Annotated in this window: 19 protein-coding genes; 11 read left to right on the top strand and 8 right to left on the bottom strand. The window is 71.1% G+C overall.

The features are described 5' to 3' along the window. Positions 1-2: 2 nt before the first annotated feature. Positions 3-770, top strand: coding sequence for an ABC transporter permease (locus ACIQRL_RS35160; RefSeq protein WP_401339246.1), 768 nt, complete (start codon positions 3-5; stop codon positions 768-770). Here ACIQRL_RS35160 and ACIQRL_RS35155 read toward each other — a convergent pair. After that, positions 751-1,164 carry a VOC family protein gene (locus ACIQRL_RS35155; protein WP_401339244.1) on the bottom strand — a complete coding sequence of 138 codons (414 nt, stop codon included), beginning with the start codon at positions 1,162-1,164 and terminating at the stop codon, positions 751-753. The genes ACIQRL_RS35160 and ACIQRL_RS35155 overlap by 20 nt on opposite strands. A 93-nt stretch (positions 1,165-1,257) precedes the next feature. Here ACIQRL_RS35155 and ACIQRL_RS35150 point away from each other — a divergent pair, with 93 nt between their 5' ends. Next, entirely contained in the window at positions 1,258-2,370 is a 1,113-nt protein-coding gene (locus ACIQRL_RS35150; RefSeq protein WP_401339242.1) for a WYL domain-containing protein, read from the top strand. A 342-nt stretch (positions 2,371-2,712) separates the two neighbouring features. On the opposite strand, the gene ACIQRL_RS35145 is transcribed toward ACIQRL_RS35150, so the two are convergent. After that, positions 2,713-3,600 (bottom strand): hypothetical protein, encoded by an 888-nt coding sequence (locus ACIQRL_RS35145; RefSeq protein ID WP_401339241.1) that lies wholly within the window; start codon positions 3,598-3,600, stop codon positions 2,713-2,715. Positions 3,601-3,902: 302 nt separating this feature from the next. On the opposite strand from ACIQRL_RS35145, the gene ACIQRL_RS35140 reads away from it, so the two are divergent. The 3 genes from ACIQRL_RS35140 to ACIQRL_RS35130 all read left to right on the top strand — a co-directional run bounded on the left by ACIQRL_RS35140 (position 3,903) and on the right by ACIQRL_RS35130 (position 7,147). Beyond that, positions 3,903-4,826: a hypothetical protein gene (locus ACIQRL_RS35140; RefSeq protein ID WP_401339239.1), complete on the top strand. Its 924-nt coding sequence runs from the start codon at positions 3,903-3,905 to the stop codon at positions 4,824-4,826. A 228-nt stretch (positions 4,827-5,054) separates the two neighbouring features. After that, positions 5,055-6,305: an ABC transporter ATP-binding protein gene (locus ACIQRL_RS35135; RefSeq protein WP_401339238.1), complete on the top strand. Its 1,251-nt coding sequence runs from the start codon at positions 5,055-5,057 to the stop codon at positions 6,303-6,305. Continuing rightward, the gene (locus ACIQRL_RS35130; protein WP_401339236.1) at positions 6,302-7,147 is read left to right on the top strand and encodes an ABC transporter permease; all 846 of its coding nucleotides are present in this window, start codon (positions 6,302-6,304) and stop codon (positions 7,145-7,147) included. The genes ACIQRL_RS35135 and ACIQRL_RS35130 overlap by 4 nt, the downstream gene beginning before the upstream one ends. Positions 7,148-7,187: 40 nt before the next feature. Here ACIQRL_RS35130 and ACIQRL_RS35125 read toward each other — a convergent pair whose 3' ends face one another. Then, positions 7,188-7,520: an ATP/GTP-binding protein gene (locus tag ACIQRL_RS35125; protein ID WP_401339233.1), complete on the bottom strand. Its 333-nt coding sequence runs from the start codon at positions 7,518-7,520 to the stop codon at positions 7,188-7,190. A gap of 221 nt (positions 7,521-7,741) precedes the next feature. On the opposite strand from ACIQRL_RS35125, the gene ACIQRL_RS35120 reads away from it, so the two are divergent. Beyond that, positions 7,742-8,770: an LLM class flavin-dependent oxidoreductase gene (locus tag ACIQRL_RS35120; RefSeq protein ID WP_401339231.1), complete on the top strand. Its 1,029-nt coding sequence runs from the start codon at positions 7,742-7,744 to the stop codon at positions 8,768-8,770. Positions 8,771-8,871: 101 nt separating this feature from the next. Here ACIQRL_RS35120 and ACIQRL_RS35115 read toward each other — a convergent pair whose 3' ends face one another. Further along, the gene (locus ACIQRL_RS35115) at positions 8,872-9,264 is read right to left on the bottom strand and encodes an SCO5389 family protein (RefSeq protein WP_328553369.1); all 393 of its coding nucleotides are present in this window, start codon (positions 9,262-9,264) and stop codon (positions 8,872-8,874) included. Between the two features lie 364 nt (positions 9,265-9,628). On the opposite strand from ACIQRL_RS35115, the gene nucS reads away from it, so the two are divergent. Further along, positions 9,629-10,300 carry an endonuclease NucS gene (nucS, locus tag ACIQRL_RS35110; protein WP_401339228.1) on the top strand — a complete coding sequence of 224 codons (672 nt, stop codon included), beginning with the start codon at positions 9,629-9,631 and terminating at the stop codon, positions 10,298-10,300. A gap of 70 nt (positions 10,301-10,370) precedes the next feature. Here the strand turns inward: nucS and ACIQRL_RS35105 are convergent, their stop codons facing one another. The 4 genes from ACIQRL_RS35105 to ACIQRL_RS35090 form a co-directional block, all read right to left on the bottom strand. After that, positions 10,371-12,911 carry an ATP-binding protein gene (locus ACIQRL_RS35105; RefSeq protein WP_401339226.1) on the bottom strand — a complete coding sequence of 847 codons (2,541 nt, stop codon included), beginning with the start codon at positions 12,909-12,911 and terminating at the stop codon, positions 10,371-10,373. 269 nt (positions 12,912-13,180) lie between these two features. Beyond that, positions 13,181-13,504 carry an STAS domain-containing protein gene (locus ACIQRL_RS35100; RefSeq protein WP_401339225.1) on the bottom strand — a complete coding sequence of 108 codons (324 nt, stop codon included), beginning with the start codon at positions 13,502-13,504 and terminating at the stop codon, positions 13,181-13,183. A gap of 216 nt (positions 13,505-13,720) precedes the next feature. Further along, positions 13,721-14,569 (bottom strand): 3-hydroxyacyl-CoA dehydrogenase family protein, encoded by an 849-nt coding sequence (locus ACIQRL_RS35095; RefSeq protein ID WP_401339222.1) that lies wholly within the window; start codon positions 14,567-14,569, stop codon positions 13,721-13,723. A 160-nt stretch (positions 14,570-14,729) separates the two neighbouring features. Next, on the bottom strand, positions 14,730-15,371 hold the full coding sequence (locus tag ACIQRL_RS35090; RefSeq protein ID WP_401339219.1) for a TetR/AcrR family transcriptional regulator: 642 nt from the start codon (positions 15,369-15,371) through the stop codon (positions 14,730-14,732). 81 nt (positions 15,372-15,452) lie between these two features. Between ACIQRL_RS35090 and ACIQRL_RS35085 the strand changes: the two genes are divergently transcribed. The 4 genes from ACIQRL_RS35085 to ACIQRL_RS35070 all read left to right on the top strand — a co-directional run bounded on the left by ACIQRL_RS35085 (position 15,453) and on the right by ACIQRL_RS35070 (position 19,794). Further along, the gene (locus tag ACIQRL_RS35085) at positions 15,453-16,235 is read left to right on the top strand and encodes an ABC transporter ATP-binding protein (RefSeq protein WP_401339216.1); all 783 of its coding nucleotides are present in this window, start codon (positions 15,453-15,455) and stop codon (positions 16,233-16,235) included. Between the two features lie 13 nt (positions 16,236-16,248). Next, the gene (locus tag ACIQRL_RS35080) at positions 16,249-16,998 is read left to right on the top strand and encodes an ABC transporter permease (protein ID WP_401339214.1); all 750 of its coding nucleotides are present in this window, start codon (positions 16,249-16,251) and stop codon (positions 16,996-16,998) included. A gap of 13 nt (positions 16,999-17,011) precedes the next feature. Beyond that, a complete protein-coding gene (locus ACIQRL_RS35075) occupies positions 17,012-17,584 on the top strand; it encodes a cob(I)yrinic acid a,c-diamide adenosyltransferase (RefSeq protein ID WP_401339213.1) in 573 nt (190 codons plus the stop codon). Positions 17,585-17,967: 383 nt separating this feature from the next. Next, the gene (locus ACIQRL_RS35070) at positions 17,968-19,794 is read left to right on the top strand and encodes a glycosyl hydrolase family 18 protein (protein ID WP_401339212.1); all 1,827 of its coding nucleotides are present in this window, start codon (positions 17,968-17,970) and stop codon (positions 19,792-19,794) included. Positions 19,795-20,171: the final 377 nt, after the last annotated feature.

Raw genomic sequence — 20,171 nt, 5'->3', positions numbered from 1 at the left:
CGATGGCGGCCACCCAGGTCCTCAAGTCCGAGTGGACCAAGATCCGGTCCGTGTCGTCCACGGTGTGGACGCTGAGTCTCGCCGCGGTCGTCACGATCGCCCTGGGCCTCCTCATCTCGCTCCTCTCCAACAACGAGTGGGACAACCTGAGCGCGCGGGACCGGCTCACCTTCGACCCGACGTTCATCAGCTTCGCGGGCATGACACTGGGCCAGCTCGCGATGATCGTGTTCGGGGTGCTCGTCGTGGGCAACGAATACAGCACCGGCATGATCCGCACCTCGCTCGCGGCGGTTCCCCAGCGCGGCACGTTCCTCTTCAGCAAGATCGCGGTGGCGGCCGGCCTCGCCCTCGCCGTCGGCATGGTCACCAGCTTCATCACGTTCTTCGTGGGCCAGGCCGCGCTCGGCACGCACAAGGCGTCGATCAGCGACCCGGGGGTGCTGCGCGCCGTGATCGGCGGGGGGCTCTACATGACGCTCATCGCCGTCTTCTCGATGGGCGTCGCGGCGATGCTGCGCAGTCCGATGCTCTCGCTCGGCATCCTGATGCCGTTCTTCTTCCTGATCTCCAACATCCTGGGAGCCGTGTCCGCGACGAAGAGGGTGGGCCGCTACCTCCCCGACCAGGCCGGCAGCAGAATCCTCCGGGTGGTGACCCCTCTCGACGACACCCCCTACGGGCCCTGGGGCGGCCTCGGCATCATGCTGCTGTGGGTGGCCGCGGCCCTGATCGGCGGCTACGCGCTGCTCAAGAGGCGGGACGCGTAGGGGCGAACTTCCGGATCGCGTCAGGGGTGACGGGGGTGAAGAAGTTGACGAGGTTGCCGTCGGGGTCGCGGAACAGCAGCGAGCGGTTGCCCCAGGGCATGGTGGTGGGCTCCTTGACGAAGTCGGTGACGAAGGCGGTCAGGTTGGCGTGGACCCGGTCCACGTCGTCCACCAGGAACTCGATGATCACACTGTGGTTGTCGGCCGGGTGGGAGGAGCCCGGCGCGAACAGCGGGACGGTGCGGGTGCCGGCGATGGCGAGGGTGGCACCGGGGGTCTCCAGTTCGGCGAAGTCCTCGGTGGACCAGGTCGCCGGCAGTCCGGTGACCTTCTCGTAGAACTCGACGAGGCGGGCGACGTCGCCGGTGATGACGCGGATCGAGACGAGATTCATGACGTTCTCCCTGGGGTCGTGATGTCGTTGCCCTTCGCACGCTAGGACAGATAGTGGACAGAATCGGTCCACTATTCGCGTTAAGGTCGGTCCGTGTCCCGACCCACCGGCCGCGTGCTCACCCTGCTGGAGCTGTTGCAGTCGGGCGGCACCCGGACCATGGCCGAACTCGCCGACCGGCTGGGCGTCGACGGGCGCACCGTGCGCCGGTACGTGGAGCATCTGATCGACCTCGACGTGCCGGTCGAGGCGGTGCGCGGCCGCTACGGCGGTTACCGTCTCGCCCCCGGCTATCGCCTGCCTCCCCTCATGCTCGGCGAGGAGGAGGCGGTCGCCGTGCTGCTCGGTCTGGTCGCCGGCCGCCGGGCGGGGCTGACGACGAACACCCCCGCGGGCGAGACGGCGGCGGCGAAGATCCGGCGGGTGCTGCCCGAGCGCCTGGCCCACAGGGTGGACACCGTCCTGGAGTCCCTCGCGTTCACGGAACCGGCCGACGCGTTCGCCGGCCCCGACGCGGAGGTCCTGCTCACCATGGCCGACGCCGTACGTCACCGCCGGCCGGTCTCGTTCAGGTACACCGACCGCGCCGGGCGGCGCGGCGACCGCACGCTGCACCCGTACGGGGTCGTGGCCCACGCGGGCAAGTGGTACGTCACCGGGACGGACCCCGGAGCCGGGGAGGAGCGGACCTTCCGGCTCGACCGTGTCACCGGCGCGAGGCCCCTGCCCGGTTCGTTCGAGGCGGTCGACGAGCCGGATCCGGCGCGCCGTGTGCTGTCCGGGTTCGCCACGGCGGCGTACCGGCACGAGGTGACCCTGCGGATCGACGGGACGGTCGAGCAGATCCGGGCCCGGCTTCCCGCGAGCGTCGCGACCGTGGAGGAACCGATGTCCGCGCCGGGCGCGGAGCCCGCGAGCGCGGAGAACCCGGCGTCCGAGCCAGACGCGGAACCGCCGAGCGCGGAGAACCCGGCGTCCGAGCCAGGCGCGGAACCGCCGAGCGCGGAGAACCCGGCGTCCGAGCCAGACGCGGAACCCGGATCCGGGCGCTGGCTGATCGTCGACCTGCGGGTGGAGCGGCTCGACTGGCTGCCGCCGGTGCTCGCGGCCCTCGATCTGCCGTTCGTCATCGAGCGCCCCGAGGAACTGCGCGACCTCGTCGTCGCGTTCGCGGCCCGCTTCGCGGCCCGCGCGCGCGAGGCGTGACGCCGACGGGAGCGACTCGTCCGGGTCGCCGGTGCTCACGGCCCGCGCGCGAGGCCCGGCCTGGGTGTCCTCGGCGTCCTGGGTGTCCTCCGCAAACGCGGGACACCGAGGACACCCGGGACACCCAGGACACCCAGGACACCCGGGACACCCGGGACACCCGGGACACCCGGGACGCCCGGGGGCACCCCGCGACACCAGGACACCCGGGGACACCCGCGACACCCAGGACCCGGGACCCCCAGGACACCCGCGACGCCCAGGGCAGCGCCCGCGACACCCGCGGCGCCCAAGGCTGCAGGAGCCGAAGAAGCCGGTACCAGGGGGACGGGGGAACCGGGGTCACGTCTGGGCGGGCTCGTCTCCGTCGGGTCCGGGGGCGGTGGTCAGTCCGTCGAAGTCGGACCAGCCCTCCCAGCGCCACACGTCCTTGTCGAGGTCCGGCTGGAGCGGCACGAAGCGGCCCAGTTCGAAGTCCCCGGCCTCCAGGTCGAACCAACGCTCGTCGGCGACCTCGGTGCCGAGCCCGACGGTCCGCGCGGTCAGCCGGACGAGAAGCTTCACCCCGGACGAGCCGGCCAGGTCCTTGCCCTGGATCCTGCGGAACGGCAGCTCGGCCACGGGCGCCTCGACCGGTATCCACACCGTGAACGGCGCCCCGCGTTCGACCGCGAGCCAGCTCCGCTCGTCGGCCGGCTCACCCTTCGCGTCCAGGACCTTCAGCCACTGCTTGTAGATGACGAGGCTGCCGTCGTGCGGGGAGCGTTCCAGATAGCGCAGATGGGCGCGGGCCCGCAGGTCGACGACCGAGAGATTGTCGAAGCGGTTGTAGAAACGGACGGCGATGATGGCGTCGTCGCTGCCGGCGTTCATTCGCGAGTAGCCCGGGAAGTCGGCGGTCCAGGCGTGCGAGATGCTGGCCCGCCGCCGCCAGACGAAGGGCCGCAGCGCGAACAGCTTGATCAGGACAATGCCGAGCAGCACCGCCGGCACCAGCGCGCCGGTCACGGAGGCGACCGTGGCGAGGAACTGGTGGGCGGTGCTGTCCGGTTCGGGGCTGAGGTTGTCGGTGCCGACGCAGGCCCGCAGCACGGCCAGGCTGAGGTCCAGGAGCCGCTCCTCGTCGGAGAACCTGTCCGCCATCGAACGCGGTGAGTTCTCGGTCAGCGTCCACGCCGCCGCCACGATCACCGAGAGTCCGCCCAGCGCGCCCAGCGTCATCAGCAGCAAGGCGTGGACCGTGCGTCCCGCGATCCACCAGCGAACGGACGTACGGAACCGCGGATGCGCCGATCCCCGGCCCGACCGCCCCGCGCGTCCCAGCGCCCGTCTCGCCGCGCCTCCCACCTCGCGTCCCATCGGCCTCAACTCGCCTCCCCCGTAACCCATTTCGACCCCACTCGTACAATGGGGACGGCATGATTCCCGGCGCCGGTTCAGGCCAACCCCGCTCAGCCGGGGAGTCCGGGACCCGCGCCGGGTACATCTCATGTGAAGGCCCGGGTACATCCCGCGTGAAAGGCTGTGCCCGCATGCGCGCGACACCACCCCCGAAGGGCGTCACCGTGACGACGAAGGACCGAAGCCTCGCGGCGCTGGGCCTGGACGACGTGCCCGCGAAGAAGCCGCTCACCTATCCGGGCCGGCCCACCACCGAGCCGTCCCTGCTGACCGGCGGTGAGCTGCTCCAGCTCGACGTCCGGCCCCTGCGGCTCGGCGAGTGGTTCGTCGAGGAACGCCGGGAGCAGCAGCGGCTGGACGAGGCCCTCGCCGACCTCGGCCAGGTGGGCACCGGGCTGCGCCACCCGGTCATCGCCGTCGGCTCGAACGCCTCCCCCGGCCAGGTCGCCCACAAGCTGACCCGGCTGGGCATCCCGGCGACGGTGCCGATGGTTCCGGTGCGGGTGCGCGGAGTCGCGGTGGGCTGCTCCGGGCACATCAGCCCGGCGGGTTACGTGGCCGGGACGCCGTACGTGGACCGGACCGCCGAGTCGACGCTGGTGGTGACCTGGCTGGACTCGGCGCAGCTCAAGGCCGTCGACGACACCGAGTTCCCGGACTACCGGCGGGCCATACTCCCCGGTGACGCGTTCACGATGACGATGCCCTCGGGGGAACGGCTCGGCGGCGCGTACATCTACTTCAGCGCGCACGGTGTGCTCGCCGAGCCGGAGACCGGGCGGCCCCGCCGGGGCGGCGGCGACCAGTCCGACCTGCTCTCCGCCCTGCTCGCCGACTCCGCGCGCCTGCGGGACCTGCTCGGGCCCGACCCCGCGGCCTGGGTGCGCCGTGCGGGGGCCGACCGGTCGCTGCGCGAGGCGGGCACGCTCATCTTCGGCGAGGAGGGCTGGGTTCTGCCGCAGACCGACTTCCTGCCGTACCTGGACGAATCGGCCGAGCTGCGGCTGTACGACGACCTGCCGCCGCTGGACGATTCGCTGCCCGAGGGGCTCTGAGAATTCCCCGTCGACCGGACGGACGCGGATTCCCTTTTCCCGTCTGACCAGGAAAGACGAGTACCTGACAGGACACCCGTACGAAACGTCGCCCTCTACTGGATCTTTCACCGGGTCATGGGCACGACTTTACTTTCTCTTGAGTGGAACCACCCGCGCCCGGATATCCTCCTAAGCCTTACGGGGGCGCGCGCCCCGACGTCCTGAACCTTTCGATGGGTGCGGAGAATGATCGAGGCAGTCGGCCTGACGAAGCGCTATGGCGCCAAGACAGCCGTGTACAACCTTTCCTTCCAGGTCCGGCCGGGTGCCGTCACCGGTTTCCTCGGGCCCAACGGCTCGGGCAAGTCGACGACCATGCGCATGATCCTCGGACTCGACAACCCTTCCTCAGGGCAGGTGACGATCGGCGGCTTCCCTTATCGCAAGCTGCCGAACGCCCCCCGCCAGGTCGGCGCGCTGCTCGACGCCAAGGCCGTGCACGGCGGCCGGAGCGCCCGCAGCCACCTGCTGAGCCTGGCCCAGCTTTCGGGCATCCCGGGCCGCCGCGTGGACGAGGTGCTCGGCGTCGTCGGTCTCCAGGACGTGGCCCGAAAGCGCTCCAAGGGCTTCTCGCTCGGCATGGGCCAGCGGCTCGGCATCGCCGCCGCGCTGCTCGGCGACCCCCAGGTGCTGCTCTTCGACGAGCCGGTCAACGGTCTCGACCCCGAGGGCATCCTCTGGGTGCGCAACCTGATGAAGTCCCTGGCGGCGGAGGGCCGTACGGTCTTCGTCTCCTCGCACCTGATGAGCGAGATGGCGCTGACCGCCGATCACCTCATCGTGATCGGCCGCGGCCAGCTCCTCGCCGACCAGAGCATCAAGGACTTCATCTCGCACAACTCGGCCGACTTCGCCCGGGTACGCACCCCCGACACCGAGCCGCAGCAGCGCGAGAAGCTGACCGCCGCGCTGACCGAGGCGGGCGGCCAGGTGCTGCCCGAGCAGGACGGCGCGCTGCGCGTCACCGGGCTGCCGCTCCCCCGCATCAGCGACCTCGCGCACTCCTCCGACGTCCGCCTGTGGGAGCTGTCGCCGCACCAGGCCTCGCTGGAGGAGGCGTACATGCGGATGACGCAGGGCGCCGTCGACTACCGCTCGACCATCGACCAGAAGGCCGGGCTCCAGCAGCAGCTTCCGCCGGGCGCCATGCCCCCGCCGCAGCTTCCGGTCGCGGGCCAGGGCCAGCCCGGCTGGTACGCGCCGCCGCCGCCCCAGCAGGGCGGGCAGCCCTTCGCGATGCCGCAGACCGGGCCGTACGGCGCTCCCGTCGCCCCCGGCGGCACGGACGTCAACCCGTACGCCCAGACGGCCCCCCAGGCCCCGGCGGGCTCCCCGGCCCCCGCCGCCACCCCCGCCCCCGCCCCCGTGCCGGCGCCCACGCCTGAACCCGCGCCCGCGGCCGCCGCCGACCTGACCAAGCCCGAGGACGCCCGATGAGCACGCCCCAGCCCCCGATGCCGCAGCAGGCCGCCGCTGCCCCCGACTGGCAGGCGGCGCCCGGCACTTCGTACACCTCGCCGATCCCCGTCACCCCCACCCACCTGGGGCACGCGCTCAACTCCGAGTGGACGAAGATCAAGTCGGTGCGCTCCACGATGTGGACGCTCGGCATCTTCCTGCTCCTGGTGATCGGCATCGGCTTCCTGGTCGCCACGCAGACCACGAACGAGGACTTCCACGACACGCCGTACACGATCCCCGCGTTCTTCGGGCTGATGCTCGGACAGATCTGCCTGCTCACGCTGGGTGTGCTGGTGGTCTCCTCCGAGTACGGCACGGGCATGATCCGTACGACGTTCACGGCCTCGCCGCAGCGGCACCGGGTGCTCGCCGCGAAGCTGATCATCTTCTTCGCGGTCGCGTTCGCCGTCTCGGCCTTCGCGATCGCGCTGGTCGGCCTGCTCACCGCGGGATTGCACAGCGGTGAGGCCGGCGTCCCGTGGGGCGGCACCGTCGTGATGGCCGCGCTGTACGTCTCGCTGCTCGGCGTGCTCGCGCTCGCGGTGGGCTCGATGCTGCGTCACTCGGCGGGCGCGATCACCACGATGCTCGGTGTCGTGCTGCTGCCCTCGATCATGCCCGCGTTCCTGATGATGTCCGACAGCCTGCGGTCGTTCGGCGAGAAGATGCAGGAGTACGCCGCCCCCAACGCCCTCGCCAAGATCTTCCGGCTGGGCAGCGAGGACAGTCACGGCGGCGCGCAGCTCGGCCTGCTCGCCGCGGTGACGGCGGCGGCGGTCGTCGGCGCCTTCGTGCTCCTGGACCGCCGGGACGTGTGACGGGGGCACCCGTCCGACAGTCCGGACCGTCCGAAGTCGCCTAGAACCTGGGCGCGTTACGGGACCGCTGCACCCGCGAGGTGCGGCGGTCCTTCGCGTTCCAGCAGGCCTTGTGCCAGTGCCGCCGCTCGTCGACGCCCGAGTGCTCCGGCCAGGCCACCACATGCGGGACCCCGGACGGGATCAACTGGTCGCAGCCGGGGCAGCGGTAGGTCTTGCCCTGCGCGCTCGCGCCCGCCACATGGCGCACGCTCCACCCCTCGCCCCGCCAGCTCTCCGTGGACTGCCAGCCGCCGTAGCGGTCCGACGCGTCCTCCTCGGGGCTCCTGCCGGACGATCCGGCGTCCTTCGGACGGTTGCGACGCGGGGACAAGGGACACCTCACGGAGCTATACAGGGAGCAGGGGCCAAGTCCAGCCTACGCGGCACGCACACGGGTACGCGTACTCCGCCGACCCGCACAGATCCCCCATCGGACAGCCCAATTCCCAGACAATCCGCAAATCTCTCCGCAAGGCCGTGTCTTCGGCACGTGTCAGGCGGTTATGCCGGGTGGGGGAGCTCCGTGTCGGAGCCGAGGAAGCAGGAAGTTCGATGCACGTTGGAAGCTTTGTACTGGCCGCCCAGTTCCCTGGGCAGGGCCAGGGGGAGGCCCTGCACCGCGCGGTGCGGTCGGCCGAGGTCGCCGAGGAGGCCGGTCTCGACGCGGTCTGGCTGGCCGAGCACCACTTCGTGCCGTACGGCACATGCCCGTCGGCCATCACACTCGCCGCCTATCTGCTCGGCCGCACCCACCGTATCCGGATCGGTACGGCGGTCAGCGTGCTGCCCACCGTCCACCCCGTGGCCCTCGGCGAGCAGGCCGCGCTGCTGCACCTGACGTCCGGCGGGCGGTTCTCGCTGGGCGTCGGCCGCGGCGGCCCCTGGGTCGACCTGGAGGTCTTCGGCGCGGGCCTCGCGGCGTACGAGCACGGGTTCCCGGAATCACTCGATCTGCTGGTCCGCTGGCTGCGTGAGCCGTCGGTCGCCGGCGCCTCCGAACGGTTCTCGTTCCGTGAAGTCCCCGTCGTGCCACGCCCGTCGGAGGCATTGAGCGGGGTCCCGGGTCCCGAGGTCGTCGTCGCGTGCACCTCGCCGGCGAGCGTCCGGCTCGCCGCCGAGCGCGGTCTGCCGATGCTTCTCGGCATGCACGTCGGGGACGAGGAGAAGGCCGAAATGGTCGCGCTGTGGCGGCAGCACGCGCGCACGGCGGGCCGCTCGCCGGACGAGATCCTCACGGCCGCCCATGTCTCCGCCGGCGTCTGCCAGATCGCGGACCGCCGTACGGACGCCGTCGAGACGCTCGTCAAGGCCATGCCGGGCTGGCTGAAGCAGGGGCTGGACGCCCATGTGACGGTCGACGGCCGGCCCCGCTCGATGCGGGACCCGGTGGCGTACACCGAACTGCTCTGCGGGCTGCACCCGGTGGGCACACCGCGGCTGTGCGCCGACCGGCTCGCGGCGACCTCGGAGCGGACCGGCATCGCACGTTTCGCCCTGCTCGTCGAGGGCTCGGGCGATCTGGCGGCGACCGAGGAGAACGTACGACGGCTCGGGGCCGAGGTGCTGCCTCATCTCAGGTGACCGCACGGTCCGGCCCCAGGGGCCGGGACCGCGGGGAGCTTGCCGCCCCGGTACCAATGCACCTCCCGCGTACGGAGCGGCAAGCAATGCGGCTCAGTGCGTCAGCAGTCCCTGAACTCCGGGGACTGGTTGAGCAGCTGACTGCGGACCGAGGTGAAGCGTGCCAGTGTGTCGTCCACCGAGTCGTCCAGTGGGAACACCGCCACCCGGTGGCAGTTCTGGAAGGCCAGCCGCACTCCGAAGTGCCGCTGCAGCGCGCCGCGTATCGCGTCACTCGCGAGCGCACGCAGCAGCTGGCCACGTGCCTGCTCGTCCGGCGGGGGCGTCTGGTTGTCGGCGAACTTGCCACCGTCCACCTTCAGCTGGGCCACCAGGGAGCTGACCATCTCCCACGCGTAGGGCAGGGAGGTCCGGACGCAGTCGACGAAGTCAGCTTCGTCGACCTCGCCTCGCTCGGCCTGTTGGAGTAGGGCCGGTGAGACGTCGAGCGACATGGGTTCTCCTCTCGCACCCCCATACCTCGGGGGTTGCCGGACAGGGACGGGGATCGCAATATCGAACACGCTGAGTACATGCATCGCGACCTCCCGTTCATACGGTAAGCATCGCCAGGTAACGGCACCAGGAGAATGCGCACATAGCGAACGCCCAGTAGGCCGACTATCAGCCACGACCGAACAGGGAACCTTCAGGATCAATGGGGTGACCCGCGAAAACGCCGGCCGGGCCGGGCGACGGAAGCCAGGAGAACAAAAGGGGTGAACCGCGGGTTCTCCGTCGGGGCCGACGGCCGGGGACGGGTGGGATCCTGGCCGGAGAATCGCGTGCACCACCGCCGGTCGAGTAGCGTTGCCGACCATGCGTCTCGTCATTGCCCGCTGTTCCGTGGACTACGCGGGCCGGCTCACCGCCCATCTCCCGTCGGCTCCCCGCCTGATCCTCGTGAAGGCGGACGGCAGCGTCTCGATCCACGCGGACGACCGGGCCTACAAGCCCCTCAACTGGATGTCGCCGCCCTGCACACTGAAGGAGGGGTCAGGCGACGACGAAGGCACCTGGACCGTCATCAACAAGGCGGGCGAGAAGCTCATCATCACGATGGAGGAGATCCTCCACGACTCGTCGCACGAACTCGGCGTGGACCCCGGCCTGATCAAGGACGGCGTGGAAGCGCACCTTCAGGAGCTGCTGGCCGACCGCATCGAGACCCTCGGCGAGGGCTACTCGCTCATCCGCCGTGAGTACATGACGGCCATCGGCCCGGTCGACATCCTGTGCCGGGACGCCGAGGGGAAGACCGTCGCCGTGGAGATCAAGCGCCGCGGCGAGATCGACGGCGTGGAGCAACTCACGCGCTACCTGGAGCTGTTGAACCGCGACCCGCACCTCGCGCCGGTCCGCGGCATCTTCGCCGCCCAGGAGATCAAGCCGCAGGCCCGCGTCCTGGCCACCGACCGCGGCATCGGCTGCGCGGTCCTCGACTACGACGCCCTGCGCGGCATCGAGGACGACAAGCTGCGGTTGTTCTGATCCCTCGGGTTCGTATACGAAAGAGGGCCGGGTCCGATGGCGGACCCGGCCCTCTCCTTTGCCCGTACGGTCAGATCACCGTGCCGCTCGGCGACGCGGCGACGCCGGTGCTCGCCGGAACGCTGCTCGCCGGGACGCCGGCCGACGTGCTCGCCGGCGCGCTGCTCACCGGGCCACTGGCGGAGTTCGAGGTGGCCGGAGGGGTCGGCGTGCCGGCCGAGGGGGACGCGGACGCCGAACCGCTCGGCGAACCGGACGCCGACGGCGAACCGCTCGACGACTTCGAGGGGGACGACGACGGCCTGCCCGTGGACGACTTCGAGGGCGACGCGGTCGCCGACTTCGAGGGCTTGCCCGAGGCCGTGTGCGTCCCGCTGGGTTCGCCGGACGGCTGATGGCCCGTCGTGGCCGTGGCCGGGGGCGTCGGGTCGTCCGAGGTGCCGTACGTGCCGTCGGGACCCGGGTCGGTGGGCGAGGGCACGACGGAGGGAGTGGAGTCGTCGCCCTTCTTCGCCTTGTCCGCGCCCAGGCTGTCGTCCTGGCTGTCCTGCGTGGCCGAGGGGTTGACGCCGACCTTCTCGGACGGGAGTTCGTTCTTGTGTTCCGAGGTCGCGCCGAGGGTCACCACGGTGCCGAGGACGGCGACGAGGAGCGCGCCCGCTCCCGCCGCCACCAGGTTGCGCCTGGTGCCGGTGACCAGCCGCCCCGCGACGCCCTGCCGCTTGGCCGCGGAGGTACCGGGGCCGGCCGGGTGGGCGAGCACCGTGACGGTGTCGCCGGACGGGTCGGTCCGGGAGTAGGCAGCCACCACACCACCGGGCGGCGACATCGACTCGTCGTGCCGCGCGTCGGGCACCTCTTCGCCCGCCGGGGTGCGCCCGGCGGTGAGCTGCAGGGTCCCGGAGCGGTCGGCGACCAGCGCGAGGGCCCGGCGGCCGGCGGTGGTGCCGCGCTTGTCGGCGAGCGCGCCCCGCATGGCGACCGAGGCCTCCAGCTCGGCGCGGGCCCGGTCGAGCTGATGGCCGCAGAGCGCGAGGACGCCCAACTCGTGGTGGAAGTAGGCCTGTTCGCCGACGTCCTCGGCCAGTTCGGAGGCCTCGACGCCGAGGCGCAGGCCGCGTTCCCAGGCGCTCCAGTGCAGCCCCGCCGCGAAGGCGGGCGCGGCCGTGCGGGCGAGCTGGACGGAGGCGCTCTCATCCTCCTCGTCCGCGGGGGCGGTGGTGACCGGGACGAGCACGTCGAGCGCGGCGAGCAGCGCGTCGGCCTCGGCGCAGACCCGCTCCGGGGTGACCGAGGGATGCCCGGCCCACCAGGTGTAGTGCTGGGCGGCGGCGAGCGCGCTCTCCTGGAGGGTTTCCGCGTATCCGGAGGCCTCCAGCTGGGCCTGCACCCCGGCGGCGAGCCGGTAGCGGGAGCCGACCGGGGAGACCAGCGCGCTGTTCGCGAGTTCGGCGAGCGCCGCGTCGGCGTGGGTGTCGCCCACGAGCGCGGGCAGATGGGCCTGGTGGGGCACCTCGCCGCCGAGCGCGACGGCGAAGCGCAGGGTGGCGCGCGCCGAGTCGCTCAGCCGGGAGGCGAGCAGCGCGGCGGGCGCGGCGCCTTCCGCGAGGGAGGGCAGCGGTGTGTCGTGGCCGTCGCCGACCTCGAAGGGCGCGTCGGCCGGGGTCTCCTGGAAGACGCCGTAGTCGTCGAAGGCGTCCTCGCCGGCCTGCAGCCGGTCGCGTTGCCGCAGCAGGGCGCCGGCCTGCATGAAGCGCAGGGGCAGTCCCTCGGACTCGAACCAGAGGTCGCCCGCCCAGTTGGACTCGTCCTCCGTCAGGACCCGTCCGACGGCACGCTCCAGCAGTTCGAGACCACCGCTGCGGTCGAGGCCGCCGAGGACGACCTCCTCGACGAGCGCGTGCGCGGACGGGGCGGGTATGTCGGGGGTGGCGGCGATCACGAAGGCGCACTCGGGAGTGGCGTCCAGCAGCTCGTCGAGAGCGCTGCCGCCGATCTCCGCGTCGTCGAGGACGACGACCGCGCCGATCTCGTGGACGAGCCGGAGCAGTTCCTCGCGGTCCGGGCGGTGCAGGGGGGCTTCGTAGACGACGGCGAAGAGGTCGTACACCAGGTCGCTCGCCGTGCGCCGGTAGCCGGAAAGGCGGATGACGCCGTCGGGGGCGAGGTCCGCGCAGTCGTCGGCCACGGCGTCCAGCAGGACGGTACGGCCCGATCCCGAGGGGCCGGTGAGGCGCACCGAGCGCCCGCGCGCGAGGAGGCGTACGAGCTGCTCGCGCTCCTCCTGACGCTCGAGGAGCGGCAGCCGCGGCTGCGCCGGGCCGGGCGGAACGGGCGGCTGCGCCGCGCGGGCGCGCTCGGCACGTTCGGCGGCTCCGCGCTTGACCGGCGGCTGCGGGCGCTCGTGCGGCGGGCAGTTCTCTATCTCGCTGCCGTCGACGGGGTTGACCGTCAGCAGGAATTCGCCCGCGACGAGCCGGACCGTGCGGACGACCACGGGCTTGTGCTGGCCCAGGTCGGTTGCGAGCGGGTCGCGCGGCGGGCGCGGGCGAGGCGCCTGGCCGTCGTCGTCATGGCCGTACTCTTCGGATCCCCGGTTGTTCGGGTCCATGTTCCCAGCCCCCCAAAAGCGTCGTGTGCCGATGCCCTCCCGGCCTGGCTGCACACCGCTCTGTCGCTTCTGGTCCGGTGCCCGCTCGTAGGGTTTCGGTCGGCGGGCAGCCGAACCCTAAACCTTCGCACAGTATCTACGAACAGGCGGGGTACCGCGCCGTCCGAACCGTCACAGCTTCGTGAGGATTGTGCACGTGGTGCGCCTCGTACGCCGGTCAGGGCGCGTACGCGGTCGCGCGCGCGGAGCGATCGGGGCGCGCGCTCAGGTCACACCCGGGGCAGCGAGTCGACCCCGATACCGCCCTCGATCGCCAGGATCCGGTGCAGCCGGGTGGCGACCAGGAGGCGCTGCATCTGTGGTGGTACGCCGCGCAGTACGAGCCGTCGGCCGCACCGGCCGGCGCGTCGGTGGGCCCCCATGATGACACCGAGCCCGGTGGCGTCCCAGGAGTCCAGCTCGGACAGGTCCAGCAGCAGATCGCCGGCTCCGTCGTCGACGGCCGAGTGCAGGACCGTACGGGCGTCCGCCGCGCTGCGTACGTCGAGGCGGCCCCCGACGACCAACTCGGCGTGGTCGCCCCTGATGTACATATGCGCTCCCCGAGAATGCGTCTCGTAACTCCGCGTGTGTCTGTTTCCGCGTCTTCGCGTCTGCATGTTGTGCATGGTCTGACTGTCTGAGGGCCGCGGAGGTTGCCGTCTGTAAGCGAACCGATACCGAATTCACCTCATGGGGTGACACCCGAGAGGCGCGTACGGCTTCCGCGGCACATGCGGCGACCGGTTCTCCGGTCGCCGCGTGATCATTCAGTGCTTGTAGAAGCCCTGCCCGCTCTTGCGCCCGATGTCACCGGCGTCAACCATCCGGCGCATCAGCTCGGGCGGTGCGAACTTCTCGTCCTGGGTCTCGGTGTAGATGTTGCCGGTGGCGTGCAGCAGGATGTCGACGCCCGTGAGGTCGGCGGTGGCCAGCGGCCCCATGGCGTGGCCGAAGCCCAGCCGACAGGCGAGGTCGATGTCCTCGGCGGTGGCGACGCCCGACTCGTACAGCTTCGTCGCCTCGACGACGAGGGCCGAGATGAGGCGGGTGGTCACGAACCCGGCGACGTCGCGGTTGACGACGATGCAGGTCTTGCCGACGGACTCGCTGAACTCCCGCGCGGTGGCGAGCGTTTCGTCGCTGGTCTTGTAGCCGCGGACCAGCTCGACGAGCTGCATCATCGGCACCGGCGAGAAGAAGTGCACGCCGACGACCCGCTCCGGGCGCTCCGTGGCCGCCGCGATCTTGGTGATCGGGATCGCGGAGGTGTTGGAGGCGAGCACGGTGTCGGGGCGGACGATCTTGTCGAGCGCCTGGAAGATCTCGTGCTTGACCTCGAGCTTCTCGAAGACCGCCTCGACGACGATGTCCGCGTCGGCGGCCGCGTCCAGTTCGGTGGTCGCCGTGATGCGCGCGAGCGCCGCGTCCGCGTCCGCGGCCTCCAGCTTGCCCTTGCTCACGAACCTGTCGTACGAGGCCCTGATGCCGTCGAGGCCGCGGTTCAACGCCTCGTCGGTGACATCGCGCAGGACGACGTCCCAGCCCGCCTGTGCGGAGACCTGGGCAATACCGGACCCCATGAGTCCGGCTCCGATGACGGCGAGCTTCCCTGCCACTCCGACTCCCTCAACACGCTTAACACGCTGCTTGTGTATGCCTCTTCGGCGGAGAGTAGCGTTCGGGAGGGGCCGGGAAACCCGTAAGTAACGCGTGTCACGGTCTCAGGGCGTGAGACGCCGGTCACGTCGCGTCCGACGGCCCTCACCCGTGGGCGGGTCACCCGACCGCCCGTACGGCGTAGTTGAGGACCTTCCGGCTCAACAGGTCCTCGATGTCGTCGAGGAGCACGAGGATCTCGCGGGACACTTCGTCCGGATTGCGTCCCGCCATCATCTCGCGGGCGATGGCCGACACGACGGTCTGGTGCACCCAGTTGATCTGACCGGCGACGAGGCCCGGCAGCGGATCCTCGGGCGGTGCGCCGGTCTCCTCGCGCAGGGCTTCCGCCAGGTTCCCCAAGGCCTCCTGGCCGATCGCCCAGAGCCGCGAGCGGAGCGCGGGGGCCTCGTCGACGACCTGCATGAAGCGGGCGACACCCGCCGCCAGGCCGAGCCGGGGCGAGACCGCCTCCACCTCCTCGCGCAGTTCGCGCAGGACGGCGACGGCGGCGGACTCGCCCTTCGCACGGCCGCGCACCCAGCGGGCGAGCCGGTCGACCGCGCCCGCGGACCGGTCGAGGAAGAGGTCCTCCTTGGCCGGGAAGTAGTTGTAGACGGTGTTCACGGAGACGTTCGCGGCGTCGGCGACCTCCGCGACCGTCACCCCGTCGAAGCCCCGCTCCAGGAACAGTCCCGTGGCGACATCGGAGATGTACTGCCTGGTCTGCCGCTTCTTCCGCTCTCTGAGTCCCTCGGCCATGTCCGCATCGTAGCTTTCGCTGGACATCCTGAAATTTTGGGGTCATTGCAAAATTGCAGGGACTCTGTTTTTCTTGACGGCATGCCCATCATCAGCACGGCCGGTCTTGCCCGCACCTTCCGGACCAGGCACGGCCCCGTGGAGGCGGTGCGCGGCATCGACCTCACGGTGCGTCCCGGCGAGATCCTCGGCTTCCTCGGCCCGAACGGCGCGGGCAAGACCACCACCCTCAAGATGCTCACCACCCTGCTGGCGCCCACCGGTGGCGCGGCCACCGTCGCGGGCTGTGATCTGGTTTCCGATCCGGCCGGTGTGCGCCGCGCCTGCGGTTACGTGGCCCAGTCGGGCGGCGTCGACCCGCAGGTGACCGTGCGGGAGGAGCTCGTCACCCAGGGACGGCTGTACCGGCTGGCGAAGCCGCAAGCGAGGGAGCGGGCCGAGGAGCTGGCACACGAGCTCGGCCTCGGAGACCTGATGGACCGCAGGACGGCAGCGCTGTCCGGCGGCCAACGACGGCGTCTGGACATCGCGCTCGGCCTCACCCGCCGCCCCCGGGTGCTCTTCCTCGACGAACCGACGACGGGCCTCGACCCCGCCGCCCGCGCCGACCTCTGGGACCTCGTCCGCCGGCTGCGCGACACGCACGGCACCACGGTCTTCCTGACCACCCACTACCTCGACGAGGCGGACGCGCTCGCCGACCGGCTCGTGATCGTCGACCGGGGGGTGGTGGTCGCCGACGGCACGCCCGGCGCGCTGAAGCTGGCCCACGGCGGCTCCCTCGACGCGACCCTCCAGGACACGTTCCTCGCCATCACCGGCCGCGGCCCCGAGCCGGCCGGGACCACCCCCGTAGCCGTATAGGACGTATCGACCGATGCTTCTCCACGACACCGCGCTGATCTTCGGGCGCTACGCCCGTCAGACCCTGCGTTCCCGCTTCGCGATGCTCTTCGGCGTCCTGATGCCGCTGCTCTACCTGTTCTTCTTCGGCCCGCTCCTGACCGGTCTGCCGCTCGGCACCCGGGGCACCTCCTGGCAAGTCCTGGTTCCCGGACTGCTGCTCCAACTCGGCCTGTTCGGAGCCGCGTTCGCCGGGTTCGGCGTGATCGTCGAGAAGAACCTGGGCATCGTGGAGCGGATGCGGGCCACTCCCGTGAGCCGCCTCGCGCTGTTGCTCGGCCGCATCCTGCGCGACGCCGCCGTCATCGTCCTCCAGGCGGTGCTGCTCGTCCTGGCGGCGCTGGCGATGGGCCTGCGCGCGCCGCTCGCCGGCGTCCTGATCGGCCTCGCCTTCGTCGCCCTGCTGACGCTCTCGCTCGCCTCCCTGTCCTACGCCCTCGCCATGAAGGTCCGTACGCCCCAGGAGTTCGGCCCCGCCGTCAACGCGCTGACCATGCCGTCCATGCTGCTGTCCGGCTTGATGCTGCCGATGACGCTGGCCCCCGGCTGGCTGGACGTCCTCTCGCGTCTCATGCCGTTGCGCTACCTGGTGGACGCGGTGCGGGACGCCTACGTCGGCTCGTACGCCACGGCGCACATGCTGTACGGGGTGCTGGTGGCCCTCGCCTTCGCCGCGACCGCCGTGACCGTGGGCACACGGGCCTTCCGGAGGGCCGGGGCGTAACTAGGCTGGGCCCATGGTCAATCTGACGCGCATCTACACCAGGACCGGCGACCAGGGCACCACCGCCCTCGGGGACATGAGCAGGGTCGCCAAGACCGATCTGCGGATCTCTGCGTACGCCGACGCCAACGAGGCCAACGCGGTGATCGGTACGGCGATCGCGCTGGGCGGCCTGGAGGCGGAGGTCGTCCAGGTCCTCACCCGCGTCCAGAACGACCTGTTCGACGTGGGCGCGGACCTGTCGACGCCGGTGGTCGAGGACCCGAAGTTCCCGCCGCTGCGGGTGGAGCAGTTCTACGTCGACAAGCTGGAGGCGGACTGCGACCTCTTCAACGAGCGGCTGGAGAAGCTCCGCTCCTTCATCCTGCCCGGCGGCACCGCCGGCGCGGCCCTCCTGCACCAGGCGTGCACGGTCGTGCGCCGGGCCGAGCGCTCCACCTGGGCGGCGCTGGAGGTCCACGGCGAGGCGATGAACCCGCTCACCGCTACCTACCTCAACCGGCTCTCCGACCTTCTGTTCATCCTGGCCCGCACGGCGAACAAGGACGTGGGCGACGTGCTGTGGGTCCCGGGCGGGGAGCGCTGACCCGACTCCTCGGCCCCGCACGCCGTACACCCGCACACCCCCTACACGCCGTACAAGCCGAACAAGACCAGGGCGTCCGCGCCGGGCTCGAAACGACCTTCGAGCCCGCTGCCGCAGGCGCCCTTCGTCGTTCCCGCCGAAGGCTCCGGCCGACCGCACGCGGGAACGCGAAGCCCCACGTCATTCGCCTGCCGGACCGTCAGAACCGGGCGAACCGGTCGCCAACCCGCCTCGGCGGCAAGGGAGTTGATGATCAAGTGCAAGAATGAACAAGTGGTCCAGACCTATTGACCTATGGTCCAGACCTTCCTATTCTCACGGGCACTGTGGGCGTGAAGGCTCAGTTACGCCCCTCCCCTCCCCCAACTCCCCCGAGGAGCGGAATGCGCTTCAGACAACGAGCTACGGCAGGGCTCGCCACCCTGCTGCTCCCCCTGGCCGGTCTGGTCGGTCTCGCGAGTCCCGCCCACGCGGCCGACACCGCCACCGCCACGTACGCCAAGACCCAGGACTGGGGCACCGGCTTCGAGGGCCACTGGACCGTCAAGAACACCGGTACCACCGCGATCAGCTCGTGGACGATCGAGTGGGACTTCCCCTCCGGCACCTCGGTCACCTCGGCCTGGGACGCGGACGTCACGAGCTCCGGCAACCACTGGACCGCCAAGAACAAGTCCTACAACGGCAGTCTCGCGGCGGGTGCCTCCGTCTCCTTCGGCTTCAACGGCGCCGGTGCCGGTTCTCCGTCCAACTGCAAGCTGAACGGCGGCAGTTGTGACGGCGGCACCACCGTCCCCGGTGACAGCGCGCCCTCCGCGCCGGGCACCCCCACCGCCTCCTCCGTCGCCGACACCTCGGTGAATCTCTCCTGGAGCGCGGCCACCGACGACAAGGGCGTCAAGAACTACGACGTCCTGCGCGGCGGCACCAAGGTCGCGACCGTGACGACGACCTCGTACACGGACACCGGTCTGACCGCCGGCACCGACTACTCGTACACCGTCCAGGCCCGTGACACCGCCGACCAGACCGGTCCGGTCAGTGGCGCGGTCGCGGTCCACACCACCGGTGGCACCACCACCCCGCCGCCCACCGGCAACGCCGTCCGGCTCGGCTACTTCACCGAGTGGGGCATCTACGGCCGCAACTACCAGGTCAAGAACCTGGTGACGTCGGGCTCGGCCGCCAAGATCACCCACATCAACTACGCCTTCGGCAACGTCACCAACGGCCAGTGCGCGATCGGCGACTCGTACGCCGACTACGACAAGGCCTACACCGCCGACCAGTCGGTCAGCGGCGTCGCCGACACCTGGGACCAGCCCCTGCGCGGCAACTTCAACCAGTTGCGCGAGCTGAAGGCCAAGTACCCGAAGCTCAAGATCCTCTGGTCCTTCGGCGGCTGGACCTGGTCCGGTGGCTTCGCGCAGGCGGCGGCCAACCCGACCGCGTTCGCGGACTCCTGCTACAACCTCGTCAAGGACCCGCGCTGGGCCGATGTCTTCGACGGCATCGACATCGACTGGGAGTACCCGAACGCCTGCGGTCTGTCCTGTGACACCAGCGGTGCCGCGGCCTACAAGAACCTGATGCAGGCCCTGCGGGCCAAGTTCGGCACGAGCAACCTGGTCACCGCGGCCACCACGGCCGACGGCACCTCCGGCGGCAAGATCGACGCCGCGGACTACGCGGGCGCCTCGCAGTACGTCGACTGGTACAACGTCATGTCGTACGACTTCTTCGGCGCGTTCGCCGCGCAGGGCCCGACGGCCCCGCACTCCCCGCTCACCTCGTACAGCGGCATCCCGACGCCCGGCTTCGACACGGCCGACGCGATCGCCAAGTTCAAGTCGAAGGGCGTGCCCGCGAGCAAGCTGCTCATCGGCATCGGCTTCTACGGCCGCGGCTGGACCGGTGTCACCCAGTCCGCGCCCGGCGGCACGGCGACCGGCCCGGCGGCCGGTACGTACGAGCAGGGCATCGAGGACTACAAGGTCCTCAAGACGTCCTGCCCCGCCACCGGCCTGGTCGCCGGCACGGCGTACGCCTTCTGCGGCAACAACTGGTGGTCGTACGACACCCCGGCCACCATCGGGACGAAGATGTCGTGGGCCAAGAGCCAGGGCCTGGGCGGCGCCTTCTTCTGGGAGTTCAGCGGCGACACCAGCAACGGTGAACTCGTCAGCGCCATCAACTCCGGCCTGAGCTAGTCCCCGCCCCACCCCGCACCACCGCCGCGGGCAGACCTCCGGGTCTGTCCGCGGCGCACTTGTGTCCGGCTTGCGGACCAGGGGCGGAGAACGGGGCACCGGGCTGCCGAGAACCTGGACGCGAACCCTGGGCGGGGTGCGGAGCGCGAGGTGTGGGACGCCGGGCGCGGGACGCCGGACGCGGGCGGGGGACGCCGGACGCGGGCGGGGGACGCCGGACGCGGGCGCGGAACGCGGGACGCGGGACGCCGGACGCGGGACGCCGGACGCGGAACGCGGGCGCGGAACGCGGGCGCGGAACGCGGGCGCGGAACGCGGGCGCGGAACGCGGGCGCGGAACGCGGGCGCGGAACGCGGGCGCGGAACGCGGGCGCGGG

Origin of the sequence: Streptomyces sp. NPDC091209 (assembly GCF_044757755.1) — a bacterium.
In the GTDB taxonomy this organism is placed as follows: domain Bacteria; phylum Actinomycetota; class Actinomycetes; order Streptomycetales; family Streptomycetaceae; genus Streptomyces.
Note: the sequence above shows the minus strand (reverse complement) of the source record. Positions and strands in the feature narration are given on the sequence as shown.